At 58.1% G+C, this 12274-nt stretch carries 11 protein-coding genes and 2 pseudogenes; 6 read left to right on the top strand and 7 right to left on the bottom strand.

What is annotated here, in order from left to right; translation table 11 throughout:
* Positions 1–43: 43 nt before the first annotated feature.
* Together ssuD and msuE are read right to left on the bottom strand one after the other, a co-directional pair.
* The gene (gene ssuD, locus CUN63_RS03530; protein ID WP_129437228.1) at positions 44–1189 is read right to left on the bottom strand and encodes an FMNH2-dependent alkanesulfonate monooxygenase; all 1146 of its coding nucleotides are present in this window, start codon (positions 1187–1189) and stop codon (positions 44–46) included.
* A gap of 10 nt (positions 1190–1199) precedes the next feature.
* Positions 1200–1763 carry an FMN reductase gene (gene msuE / locus CUN63_RS03525; RefSeq protein ID WP_046049228.1) on the bottom strand — a complete coding sequence of 188 codons (564 nt, stop codon included), beginning with the start codon at positions 1761–1763 and terminating at the stop codon, positions 1200–1202.
* 416 nt (positions 1764–2179) lie between these two features.
* Between msuE and CUN63_RS03520 the strand changes: the two genes are divergently transcribed.
* From CUN63_RS03520 to CUN63_RS03505, 4 genes are all read left to right on the top strand, one after another.
* Positions 2180–2449: a hypothetical protein gene (locus CUN63_RS03520; RefSeq protein ID WP_129437226.1), complete on the top strand. Its 270-nt coding sequence runs from the start codon at positions 2180–2182 to the stop codon at positions 2447–2449.
* Positions 2450–2550: 101 nt separating this feature from the next.
* Entirely contained in the window at positions 2551–3165 is a 615-nt protein-coding gene (locus tag CUN63_RS03515; protein WP_046054456.1) for a LysE family translocator, read from the top strand.
* A gap of 204 nt (positions 3166–3369) precedes the next feature.
* Positions 3370–4527, top strand: a complete 1158-nt coding sequence (locus CUN63_RS03510; RefSeq protein ID WP_129437224.1) for a cysteine desulfurase family protein — start codon at positions 3370–3372, stop codon at positions 4525–4527.
* 65 nt (positions 4528–4592) lie between these two features.
* A complete protein-coding gene (locus CUN63_RS03505; protein WP_129437222.1) occupies positions 4593–6401 on the top strand; it encodes an aminopeptidase P family protein in 1809 nt (602 codons plus the stop codon).
* Here CUN63_RS03505 and CUN63_RS03500 read toward each other — a convergent pair.
* Positions 6394–7314 (bottom strand): annotated as a pseudogene (locus CUN63_RS03500) (LysR family transcriptional regulator). The gene CUN63_RS03505 and the pseudogene CUN63_RS03500 sit on opposite strands and share 8 nt — an antisense overlap.
* Positions 7315–7418: 104 nt before the next feature.
* Here CUN63_RS03500 and CUN63_RS03495 point away from each other — a divergent pair.
* A pseudogene (locus CUN63_RS03495) lies at positions 7419–8416 on the top strand (zinc-dependent alcohol dehydrogenase family protein).
* Here the strand turns inward: CUN63_RS03495 and CUN63_RS03490 are convergent.
* Together CUN63_RS03490 and CUN63_RS03485 are read right to left on the bottom strand one after the other, a co-directional pair.
* Entirely contained in the window at positions 8413–9003 is a 591-nt protein-coding gene (locus CUN63_RS03490) for a 2-hydroxychromene-2-carboxylate isomerase (protein ID WP_129437220.1), read from the bottom strand. The pseudogene CUN63_RS03495 and the gene CUN63_RS03490 sit on opposite strands and share 4 nt — an antisense overlap.
* Positions 9004–9038: 35 nt before the next feature.
* On the bottom strand, positions 9039–9767 hold the full coding sequence (locus CUN63_RS03485) for an SDR family oxidoreductase (RefSeq protein WP_129437218.1): 729 nt from the start codon (positions 9765–9767) through the stop codon (positions 9039–9041).
* 91 nt (positions 9768–9858) lie between these two features.
* On the opposite strand from CUN63_RS03485, the gene CUN63_RS03480 reads away from it, so the two are divergent.
* Positions 9859–10419: a TetR/AcrR family transcriptional regulator gene (locus CUN63_RS03480; RefSeq protein WP_129445054.1), complete on the top strand. Its 561-nt coding sequence runs from the start codon at positions 9859–9861 to the stop codon at positions 10417–10419.
* Positions 10420–10434: 15 nt separating this feature from the next.
* On the opposite strand, the gene CUN63_RS03475 is transcribed toward CUN63_RS03480, so the two are convergent.
* Together CUN63_RS03475 and rhtA are read right to left on the bottom strand one after the other, a co-directional pair.
* Positions 10435–10716, bottom strand: a complete 282-nt coding sequence (locus CUN63_RS03475) for a hypothetical protein (protein WP_041069802.1) — start codon at positions 10714–10716, stop codon at positions 10435–10437.
* A 167-nt stretch (positions 10717–10883) separates the two neighbouring features.
* Positions 10884–11771 carry a threonine/homoserine exporter RhtA gene (rhtA, locus tag CUN63_RS03470; protein ID WP_129437216.1) on the bottom strand — a complete coding sequence of 296 codons (888 nt, stop codon included), beginning with the start codon at positions 11769–11771 and terminating at the stop codon, positions 10884–10886.
* Between the last annotated feature and the right edge of the window lie 503 nt (positions 11772–12274).

The raw sequence follows: 12274 nt of genomic DNA, 5'->3' as shown, positions 1-12274 counted from the left end.
TGACGCCTTCGCGAGCAAGCCCGCTCCCACATGGATTACCTGGTCAGGCCGTGGCTTTGGCCGGCAGCACATCATTGGCGATCATTTCGCCAAACGGCCCGGTGAGATTGGTAACCCCACGCCCGGCCAGGCTTGCGTACGGCTCAGGCAACAGCGGGAACACCAGCTCGGCAAAGCGATAAGCCTCTTCGAGGTGCGGATAGCCGGAGAAGATGAAACTCTCGATTCCCAGGTCTGCGTACTCCTTGATCCGCGCCGCCACTTGCTGCGGATCGCCCACCAGCGCCGTCCCGGCACCGCCACGCACCAGGCCGACACCGGCCCACAGGTTGGGGGAGATTTCCAGGTTGTCACGACGCCCGTCATGCAACGCGGCCATGCGCCGTTGACCTTCGGAATCGAAACGCGAGAACGACTTCTGCGCGGCCGCGATGGTCTCGTCGCTGATGTGCTCGATAAGTTTATCCGCGGCTTTCCAGGCCTCTTCAGCGGTTTCGCGAACGATCACGTGCAAGCGAATTCCGAACTTCACCGTGCGACCGTTTCGCGCGGCACGTTCACGCACATCGGCCAGTTTTTCCGCCACGGCGGCCGGTGGTTCGCCCCAGGTCAGGTAGACATCAACCTGCTCGGCGGCCAGTTCATGGGCTGCCTCGGAAGAGCCTCCGAAGTACAGCGGTGGATACGGTTTCTGCACCGGCGGATACAGCGCCTTGGCGTTCTGCACTTGCAGGTGTTTGCCTTCGAAATCCACCGATTCGCCTTGCAGCACCCGGCGCCAGATTTGCAGGAATTCGTCGGTCACTTCGTAGCGTTCGCTGTGATCGAGGAAGATACCGTCGCCACGGTTTTCATCCGGGTCACCGCCGGTGACCACGTTGATCAGCAAGCGGCCATTGGACAGTCGATCCAGTGTCGCGGCCATGCGCGCCGAGACTGTCGGCGAGATGATCCCCGGCCGAATCGCTACCAGATAACGCAGGCGCTCAGTCAGCGGCACCAGCGCCGAAGCAATCACCCACGAATCCTCGCAGGAGCGCCCGGTGGGAATCAGTACACCGTGGTAGCCGAGGCTGTCGGCCGCCTGGGCCACTTGTTTCAGGTAGTTGAGTGTCACTGGGCGAGCGCCCTGAGTGGTGCCCAGGTAATGGCCGTCGCCGTGAGTCGGCAGGAACCAGAAAACATCCATGAAGAAATCCTTAAGCGATTTTCAGCAGATTTTTGGGGTGCACGCCAAACAACGGCGCGGCGCGTTCTGCAGCAAGACGAATGCGGGCCTTCAAGGGCTCACTGGTTATTTGATAATTCGAGAAATCGGCTTCGGTGGCGTAGACGCCAATCGGCAGGGTCAGGGCCTGGAAGAAACTGAACAGCGGCCGCAACTGGTGATCGAGCACCAGTGCATGACGCTCGCTGCCACCGGTGGCGGCCAGTAATACCGGCGTGTCGATCAATGCATTGAGGTCGATCAGGTCGAACAGATGCTTGAGCAGTCCAGGGTAGGAACCGCGATAAACCGGCGCGGCGACGATCAGCAGGTCGGCGTTCTCGATCGCTTGCAGCTCGGCTTCGATCTCGGCGCTCAATTCCTGGCGGGACAGCGCGGCGCCCAACGGTCGGGCGATGTCACCCAGTTCAATCAGCTTGCTTTCAATCGGCAATTGCTCGGCCAGTTGCGCCAACAGCGCCTGGGTAAGCACCAACGTGCGTGACGGACGCCAGGTACCGCCGGAGAGGGCAACGACTTTCAATGGACGCGACATGATCAGTTCCTTTTTAAACAGTTGCTCAGGGAGCAGTGAGTAGTCACTGACAGAGAGCAAGAGCTGTACCAATCCCTCGGATCCCCGATTTACGGGGCTTTCAGCCCGTTAGCCGGTAGACGCTGTTCGAATGGCAGAGCTGTTTGTTGAATGACTGTTGCCTGGCCAACAGTTGCTTGGCCAACAGTTGCTTGGGCAACAGTGCGTGAAGCGATGACAGTTGTTATAAAGGCTCGGTGTTATTCCGTAAAAGACATTAAATTAATATTTATAGATCGTTTGGAGATATAAGGCGGTCTACCTGAGCGGCATTAGTCAAAGTCGATAGCCACTATCGAGAGCGTTGATTTCTGCTGATCGGATGCCCGGCGTAGCCTGTGTTCATTGCCTCGAACCCAGATGTCAGGACGCTCACAATGAAACCTCTAATCGCTACTTTCTTGCTGCTTGCGGTCTCCGTACTCGCCGGATGTGCCAGCCATGTTTCCCCGGAATTACGGCCGTACACCGCGGAAGAAACCAGGGAACTGGCGCTTGAGGCGTTGAATCGTCGCGGTCTGTCTTTCGAGGAGTACCACGCGAAGAAAGCCGAATTGCTCGGCCAGCCGCAAAAATCTTTCAGTTTCGACAAACAAGGCGAGATGAACGCCGAACGTGCTGTACAGCTTCACGGTCGTCCTGGCTGATCGAAAACTGTACCGCTTGAAGTTTCACGCAACTGTCCGTGGGTTTCCGTGAAGGCGTGCGATAGGGTCAACACCTGACTGACCCCAATGGACTGCCACCCATGACGCTCTCGCTCGATTTGCTGCTGGGCTTTGCCCTGTTTGCGCTTGTCACCTCGATTACTCCCGGCCCCAACAACACAATGCTGCTGGCATCGGGTGTGAACTTCGGCTTTAACCGCACCATCCCCCACATGCTTGGCATCACTTGCGGCTTCTTCGTGCTCGTCGTGGCAGTGGGTTTCGGCTTGGGCGCAGTGTTTCAAACTTATCCTTTGCTCTACAGCGTGCTGCGTTACGTCGGCGCGGCGTATTTGCTGTACCTGGCGTGGAAAATCGCCCGTTCCGGACCGGTTTCCGAAAGTGAAAAGGGCGAGAGCAAGCCGATCAGCTATTTGGGCGCCGCAGCGTTTCAATGGGTCAATCCCAAGGCCTGGATCATGGCCATCGGTGCCATCAGCACCTACACGCCGATGCAGGGTTATTTCACCAACGTGATCGTGATCGCGGCAGTGTTCGCCTTGATCAACCTGCCAAGCGTCAGTGTCTGGGCAGGCTGCGGCACATTGTTGCGCAACGTGCTGAAGGATCGCCGCTGGTTGCGGCTGTTCAACTGGGGCATGGCCTTGTTGCTGGTGGCTTCGCTGTACCCGTTGTTGCTCGAAAGCTTTAGCTGACGCATTGCTTCAACCGGTTGCCCGATGCCTGTTAAGCTCGACTTCAGGAGCGTTCCTACGCACTTTTAAATGAAGTTGTTCTTCTTTAACGGCCTCCGATCAGGTATTTCTAACGCTCTGAACGATCGGCGCAGCTCACGAGGCTGCGCTTTGACGTTTCAGTGACGAGCCTCCTGATCCCGGAACATGCTCTGCGAGTCTTCTATGAATAAACGTCCTCTGTATTTCGACTACGCCGCCACCACGCCGGTGGATGAGCGAGTCATCAAGGTCATGGTCGAGTGTCTGGGTTTTACCGGCAACTTCGGCAACCCGGCGTCCAGCTCCCATGCGTTCGGTCAACAGGCCCGGCAATCGGTCGAGCAGGCGCGGCGCCAGGTCGCCGAACTGGTCGGCGCTCAGGCGGACCAGATCGTCTGGACCTCCGGCGCCACTGAATCCAACAACCTTGCCCTCAAGGGCGTGGCCCAGGCTCGCGGCGTTTCTGGCGGCCACATCATCACCAGCCAGATCGAACACAAAGCGATTCTCGACACGGCGAAGCAGTTGCAGGATGCCGGTGTTGCGGTGACTTATCTGGTGCCTGACGCCGAGGGTCTGATTACCCCGCAAGCGGTCAGCGAAGCGATGCGCGAAGACACCTTTCTGGTGTCGCTGATGCTGGTCAACAATGAGCTGGGCACGGTCAACGACATCTCGGCTATCGGCGAGGTCGTGCGTGCTCGCGATGCGTTGTTCCATGTCGACGCGGCTCAAGGTGCAGGCAAAGTGGTGATCGATCTGGCCCGGTTGCCAGTGGATCTGATGTCATTTTCCGCCCATAAGATTTACGGCCCAAAAGGCATCGGCGCGCTGTACGTCGGGCCGCGCGCGCAACAGCGTTTGCAGGCGCAGATCCACGGCGGTGGTCACGAGGGCGGTTTGCGTTCCGGCACCCTGGCGACCCACCAAATCGCTGCTATGGGTGTGGCGTTCGAGTTGGCGGCCTCTTCGTTCGATGAAGAGAAAGCCACGATCGTCCGGTTGCGCGAGCGCTTGCTTGAACAACTGCTGAGTATTCCAGGGGTTCGCCTCAATGGCAGTCCGACCCAGCGCATCCCTCATACCTTGAGCCTGACCTTCAACGAAGGCGAGTTCAATTCCGCGGCGTTGAGCACCTCGATCGCGTTTTCCGCGACCTCGGCCTGCAACTCCGCCAGCAACACGCCCTCCCATGTGCTGCTGGCCCTGGGGCATGACGCCCGCTCGGCGAGTCGCACCATTCGCTTGAGTCTCGGCCGATTCACCACCGAGCAGGACATCGACCAAGCGGTACACCTGATTAAAGCGGCCTGCGCAAGTGCTCCGGCATTTTGGCAATAAGATCTGAAAGTGTCGGCGTTGATCGGCACTCAACAATAATGATGAAGTGATTAGCAGGAGACATGATGAGTACGCAGCCTTCGATCAATGGATCGGTGCCTCAACGCCTGGCTCAAACCCGCGAACTGATGAGCCGGGAGGGCATTCATGCTCTGCTGGTGCCGTCGGCCGATCCGCACCTGTCGGAATACCTGCCGGGTTACTGGCAAGGGCGACAATGGTTGTCGGGCTTCCATGGCTCGGTCGGCACGCTGATCGTTACGCCGGACTTTGCCGGCGTCTGGGCCGACAGCCGTTACTGGGAACAAGCGACCAAGGAACTCAAGGGCAGCGGGATCGAACTGGTCAAGCTGCAACCGGGTCAACCCGGCCCGCTGGACTGGCTGGCCGAGCAAACCCCTGAAGGAGGCGTCGTCGCGGTAGATGGTGCAGTGATGGCCGTGGCTTCGGCGCGTACGTTGGGCGGCAAGCTCGAAGAGCGCGGCGCACGTCTGCGCACTGATATCGATGTGTTGAACGAAGTCTGGAGCGACCGTCCGACGCTGCCGAATGAACCGATCTATCAACACCTGCCGCCTCAGGCGACGGTCAGTCGCGGCGAGAAACTGGCCAAGCTGCGTGAGGTTTTGAAAGATCGCGGTGCCGACTGGCACTTCATCGCCACCCTTGATGACATCGCCTGGCTGTTCAACTTGCGCGGCGGTGACGTGTCGTTCAACCCGGTGTTTGTTTCCTTTGCCTTGATCAGCCAGCAACAGGCAACCCTGTTCGTGGCGCTGAGCAAGGTCGATGCCGAGCTGCGCGCAGTTCTCGAACAGGACGGCGTGACCCTGCGCGACTACAGTGAAGTGGCCGCCGCCTTGCGCGCCGTACCGAGCGGGGCGAGTCTGCAAGTCGATCCGGCGCGCGTCACCGCCGGCTTGCTGGATAATCTGGATAGCGGTGTGAAGCTGGTCGAAGGCCTGAACCCGACCACGTTGGCCAAGTCGCAGAAAAGCCTGGCCGATGCCGAGCACATTCGTCAGGCCATGGAGCAGGACGGCGCGGCGCTGTGTGAATTCTTCACCTGGCTGGACACTGCGTTGGGTCGTGAGCGCATCACCGAACTGACCATCGACGAACACCTGACGGCCGCGCGTACCCGACGCCCGGGTTATGTATCGCTGAGCTTCAACACCATTGCGGCGTTCAACGCCAATGGCGCGATGCCGCACTACCACGCCACCGAAGAAGAACACGCGGTGATCGAAGGCGACGGTCTGTTGTTGATCGACTCTGGCGGCCAGTACCTGGGCGGCACCACTGACATCACGCGGATGGTACCGGTCGGTACGCCGACCGAGGAGCAGAAGCGCGATTGCACGCGGGTGCTCAAAGGCGTGATTGCGTTGTCCCGCGCGCAATTCCCTCGTGGAATTCTCTCGCCGTTGCTCGATTCGATTGCCCGTGCGCCGATCTGGGCTGAAAGCGTTGATTACGGTCACGGCACCGGTCACGGCGTCGGCTACTTCCTCAACGTGCACGAAGGCCCACAGGTCATTGCCTATCAGGCCGCTGCGGCACCGCAAACCGCGATGCAACCGGGCATGATCACGTCCATCGAACCGGGCACTTACCGTCCGGGCCGCTGGGGTGTGCGGATCGAGAACCTGGTGTTGAACCGCGAGGCGGGCAAAAGCGAATTCGGTGAATTCCTGAAGTTCGAAACCCTGACCCTGTGCCCGATCGACACTCGCTGCCTGAAACCGTCGCTGCTGACCGATGACGAAAAACAGTGGTTCAACGCCTACCATGCCGAGGTGCGCGAGCGCTTGAGCCCGTTGCTCGACGGCGCAGCCCTTGAGTGGTTGAACACCCGGACTGCGGCTATTTGATCGGTTTGAGTTCAGGCGCTTCTTCGAGCGCCTGGCTCATGTAGTCGACAAAGGCTTTGACCCTGGCGGATTGGCGACGATTCGCCGGGGACACCGCATGAATCGGCAGCGACTGCGCGCTGTATTCCTGCAGAATCGCGGTCACGCGTCCCGCCTTCAAGTCCTCACTGAACAGCCAAACCGGCGACAGCGCAATTCCCAATCCCCCCAGTACCATCTCGCGGATTGCCTCGGAGTTGTTGCTTTGGGCGTTGCCCTTGATTCGCACTTCGTGACGTTGGCCATCTCTCTCGTAAACCCATAGGTTCTGACTGTTCAGCAGGTTGAACAGCAGGCAGTTGTGCTCGCTCAGTTCTTGCGGTGTTTGCGGGGTGCCGTGTCGCTCAAGATAGTCGGGTGCTGCGACGGTCACTCGGTGGGTGGTGCCGATGCGACGGGCGATCAATCCGCTGTCGTTCAACTCGCCAATCCTGAACGTGACGTCCAGTCCTTCACTGACCAGGTGCTGATTTTGATCGCTCAGTTGCAGATCAATTTGCACCTGGGGATGTTTTTTGAGGAATGCCGGCAGTCGCGGCGCAATCTGCAAGCGCCCGAAACTCAAGGACGATCCGATTTTCAGGTTTCCGGCAACAGCTTCGCGGCCGGAGTGAAAGCTGTGTTCTGCGGCGTCTACGGCCGCCAGGATTTGTCGACATTCGCTGTAGTACCGCTGACCTTAGTCGGTCAGGGACAGTTGTCGGGTGCTGCGGGAAATCAGCTTTCCACCCAGTTCAGTTTCCAGTGCTCGCAGCACTTTGCTGATGGTCGGCTGGCTGGTCTGCAATTCCCGGGCGACGGCAGAAAAGCTGCCACGTTCGACAACACGAACGAAGATCGCCATTGCATTGAGTTTGTCCACGGGGGTTCTCATTGATGCCAAATGGGCATGGTCACTATAGCTATATAGCGTCTTATCGGCATGAGTGAGCAAGAGGAAGATTAATCCCACAGCCACCTCTGACGGGAAATTGCGAAATGACTGACTCACTTGAAATGCGCGCTCTGATTGTTGATTCGGCCAACGGGCCTTTACGCTTGGCTTCCATTCAACGGCCCGTGCCTGGAGCCGGTCAGGTATTGGTCAGGATCAAGGCCAGTGGGGTGAACACTCTGGATGGAAAGATTCGGTCGGGCCAGGCTGCTCATGCGCGCCAGCCGTTGCCGGCGGTATTGGGTATTGATCTTGCGGGAACAGTGGCGGCATTGGGGGAAGGCGTCAGTGGATGGCTGCCGGGTGATGAGGTCTATGCGATGGCCACCGGAATAGGCGGTGCGCAGGGTTACTGGCGGAATATGCCGCCGTCGATGCACGACTGCTGGCGCGCAAGCCAGTCAATCTGAGCATTCGGGAGGCGGCGGGGTTGCCGTTGGTACTGATCACGGCGTGGGAAGGATTGGTGGATCGTGCGCGGGTGCGGGCGGGGCAGAAAGTGCTGATTCACGGCGGTGCGGGTGGTGTCGGGCATGTGACTGTGCAAATTGCCCGGGCTTTCGGTGCTGACGTGTTTGCCACCGGGGCGGCCGGGCAGCAGGCGATCATTGAAGGGGTCGGTGCGACGTTTATTGATTACCGCAAATCTTCGGTTGAGGAGTATGTGGCTGAGCACACGGCGGGGGAGGGCTTCGACATTGTCTACGAAACGGTGGGTGGTGAGACGCTGGACGCTTCATTCAAGGCTGCTCGCGTCTACGAGGGGCATGTCGTGAGTTGTCTTGGATGGGGGTTGCACAGCCTTGCGCCGCTTTCGTTTCGTGGGGCGACTTATTCTGGAGTGTTTACCTTGTTACCGTTGCGGACTGGCGAAGGGGGCGAGCATCACGGGGAGATACTTCGGGAGGCTGCGCAGTTGATCGAGGCGGGTCAGTTAAAACCGCTGCTCGACCCTCGGCAGTTCACGCTGCAAACCGCCGAAGCCGCCCATGAGCTGCTCGTTTCGGGAACTGCGCAGGGGCGGCTGGTCGTCGAGATTTAACTCAGGGCTTCAAGGACGAAGTCCAGGCGATCCTGGCCGAAGAACAGCTGATTATCGACAAACATGCTCGGGGCACCGAATACGCCCCGTTGCACCGCTTTCTCTGTGTTGTCCTTGAGAGTGGCTTTGACTTCCTCATCGGCGGTCAGGGCCAGCACCGCATTGGGATCGAAACCGTTCTGTGTCAGTACTGACGCGACAGTCGCCAGGTCATCGAGGCTGTGGCCTTCAACCCAGAGGGCGTGAAACAGGCAATCGATGAACGCCTGAAAGCGCTCGGGATGGCGCAACTGTATGCCGGTGACAGCGCGCATCAGCATCAGGGTGTTGATAGGGAATTGGGGATTGAACTTTAGTGGCACGCCATAGCGCTTGGCGTAGCGGTCCAGGTCTTGAAACATGTAGCGGCCCTTGGCGGGGATGGTTGCGGGGGAGGCGTTACCAGTGGCTTTGAAGATACCTCCCAGCAGGATGGGTATGTAGATCAACTGGCTGTCGGTCTGCTCGCAGATCTTCGGCAGTTGGGTATAGGCCAGGTAGGTGGCGGGGCTGCCGAGGTCGAAATAGAACTCCACGGTTTTGCTCATGGTCGATGCGCTCTGCTTATTATTTTTAGGGGGGGTTACCAGCGTTCGCTCCAGGGGCGCAGGTCCAGCTCGAAGGTCCATGCGTCACGGGGCTGGCTGTGCAGGTACCAATAGTTCTCGGCAATGTGCTCTGGATTGAGAATGCCGTCCTGGTCCTTGGTCGCGTACTTTTCGGGGAAACTCTCGCGGATAAAATCGGTATCGATGGCACCGTCGACTACAACATGGGCGACGTGAATGTTCATCGGCCCCAATTCACGCGCCATGCTTTGCGCCAGGGCGCGAATCCCGTGCTTGGCGCCGGCGAACGCTGCAAATCCTGAGGCCCCACGCAGGCCGGCGGTAGCGCCGGTGAACAAGATCGTACCCCGTTGACGCTTGGCCATGCGCTTGGCCACTTCACGAGCGTTGAGAAAACCCGAGAAGCAGGCCATTTCCCATATCTTGAAATATTTGCGCGCGGTTTCTTCGAGAATACTGCAAGGCACATTGGCGCCGATGTTGAAAACGAACGCTTCGATCGGGCCAATCTGGCTTTCGATCTGCTCAACTAAAGCAATCACGTCCTCTTCCTTGCGCGCATCGCAGGCAAATCCGTGGGCGTCACCGCCATCGGCCTTGATGGCGTCCACCAACGGCAGGAGTTTGTCCGCGCTGCGGCGGGTTACACACGCCACAAATCCTTCCTGCGCAAAGCGTTTTGCAATTGCGCCGCCGGTGGCATCCCCTGCACCTACAACCAGTACGACCTTCTTGTTATTCATGGGTAGATCCCTTTGCTAAACGATCGTTAACTAAACGAACGTTATGCTACGATTCGGCAAGCGTCAAGCGATCAATCCTGAGGGCAAGGCAATGCGTTACTCGACCAATCACAAACTGGAAACCAAAGAGAAACTACTTGAAAGCAGTGCGGTGTCGGCCAAGAAGTCTGGTTTTTCAACGGTAGGTGTCGACGGTTTGATGAAGGCGATCGGTTTGAGTGGCGGGGCGTTCTACAGTCACTTTTCGTCGAAGGATGAGCTGTTCGCTTCAATCGTCGAGCGTGAGCTGTCTCAAAGCCTGGAGCGTTTAGGGGCGGACCAGAGTCCTGAGAAGCTCCAGCGCTGCCTGAAACACTATCTGAGCATGGCCCATGTCGAGCACCCGGAATCCGGTTGTGCTTTGCCGGCATTGGGGGCTGAGATTGCACGTTCAGACGTGATGATTCGTCAGCAGGCGGAGAACTGGATTTGTCGGCTTCAGAAGAGTTGGGCGCAGGTTCTGGAAAGCGACAGCCTGGCCTGGGCGATTCTGTCGCAATGTATCGGTGCGTTGGTCATTGCGCGAATGCTGGCCACGCCGGACATTCAGCGCGCGGTACTGAAGTCCAGTTACGATGAGATTGGCCGCCAGATCGCAGGTCCACGAACCTGACAAGGCGGCATCAATCTATTTGCAGATGACGATCATGCTGCGGCTGGTATAGCCGGCAGGGTTGAGGCCGAACGGGTAATCGCCTGGTTCTTCCACAGCGTCCCCTGACTTGGCGATGACCTTGTAACCTTTGGGAGCGCACGAGTTGGCAGCGCTGGTGTAGCACTTGTCCCAAGATGACGACAGCCCGGAACAGTTGATATGCAGCCCTTTCTTGCCGTGTTTTACCTGGGTTTTCGATGTCGCCGCGCAGCCCGCAACCGCAAGTACGGCGATTAGTATCAAAATTCGTTTCATTACTGTCCTTATAGCGTCCCGGATCTTTGCGCCCGGGTTTGGCTGCATTCGCTTTCGCTTGAAGCGTTCTGATATCCCTATCTGAAAAATCCATGTCTGGCACTGGGTTACGGGCCTAAACATGGCCTAATTGCGCGGTAAATACCAGACCCTCGTCAAATCCTGTCTCAATCTGCAGCGACAGCAGGTTTGGCCGCACTCCCCATCGTCATGGTTGCGCCTATGGAAGCCAGAATGATGCACATGATGGCCATCCATTGTGACAGTGATAGGTACTCATGGAGAAACAACAGGCCTGACAGTGCGCCGATCGCAGGTTCAATGCTCATCAACGTGCCGAATGTCCGGGTCGGGATTCGGGTGAGGGCGACCATCTCCAGCGTGTAGGGCACGGCGGTGGACAGAATGGCGACAGCGATGGCCACGGGGATCAGTGAGGGAGTGAGCAGTGCTGCGCCAGCATGGAAGATGCCGATAGGGGCCACAAAAAGTGCCGCAATCATCACCCCGAGTGCCGCGGTCTGCACACCATTGTCGGCGCCGGCCTTTTGGCCGAACAGAATGTACAGCGCCCAGCAGACACCTGCGCCCAATGCATAACCGGCGCCTACCAGATCTATTCCCGCGGTCGCTTCTCCCATAGGTATTAACAGCAGCAAGCCGACGGCGGCCAGGGCGATCCACAAAAAGTCGATCGCGCGACGTGAGGCGTAGATGGCTACCGCCAGTGGGCCGGTGAATTCCAGCGCAACCGCGATACCAAGGGGGACGGTTTGCAAGGACATATAGAAGAGGAAGTTCATGCCGCCCAGCGCCATTCCGTAGACGATGACGGTGCGCAAGGATTTTGCGGTGAGCTTCGCTCGCCAGGGGCGCAGTATCAACATCATGATCACGCTGGCGAAGATCAGCCGCAGGGTGGTGGTCCCTTGCGCACCGATAATGGGGAACATGCTTTTAGCAAGGGAGGCTCCCGACTGGATGGATGCCATGGCTATCAATAGCAGGCCAACCGAAAACAGGGTCGAGGCAAGGCTGCGAGGTTGGTCATTCATGGCGTGGCATCGTCCGAAGTAGGAAGCGAGAATGTTACTGGGCAATATACTGCGCACTCATGGCGGGCGCGTCTATATATAAGCAGCGATTTTGAGCACCCTTATAGAAAAGCTCAATTAAGAGTTGACGGCAGATTCTGGAAGTCTATAATTCGCCCCACTTCCGGCGCAGTCGAAACGGAAAACTCCTTGGTAAACAATGAGTTACGAAGTTTTCGACAGTGAGTTGCTTCAGATCATCGAAGCCCAGAAGGAGTTGAAAGAGCAGGGTGGTTTGGCTCTTTTAACGGTTCGATCTTCTCGGTCGACAGCGGTGTAAAAGAGGTGTTGACAGCAGCGAGTAACGCTGTAGAATTCGCCTCCCGCTAACGAGAGATCGCAAGCGCAAGTGGTTGAAGTTGCAAAGGAAACTTTGAAAACTTCGAAAAATAACCGCTTGACAGCAACAGAGGCTGCTGTAGAATGCGCGCCTCGGTTGAGACGAAAGATCTTAACCAACCGCT

The organism is Pseudomonas sp. ACM7 (assembly GCF_004136015.1).
Taxonomy (GTDB): domain Bacteria; phylum Pseudomonadota; class Gammaproteobacteria; order Pseudomonadales; family Pseudomonadaceae; genus Aquipseudomonas; species Aquipseudomonas frigoris.
Note: the sequence above shows the minus strand (reverse complement) of the source record. Positions and strands in the feature narration are given on the sequence as shown.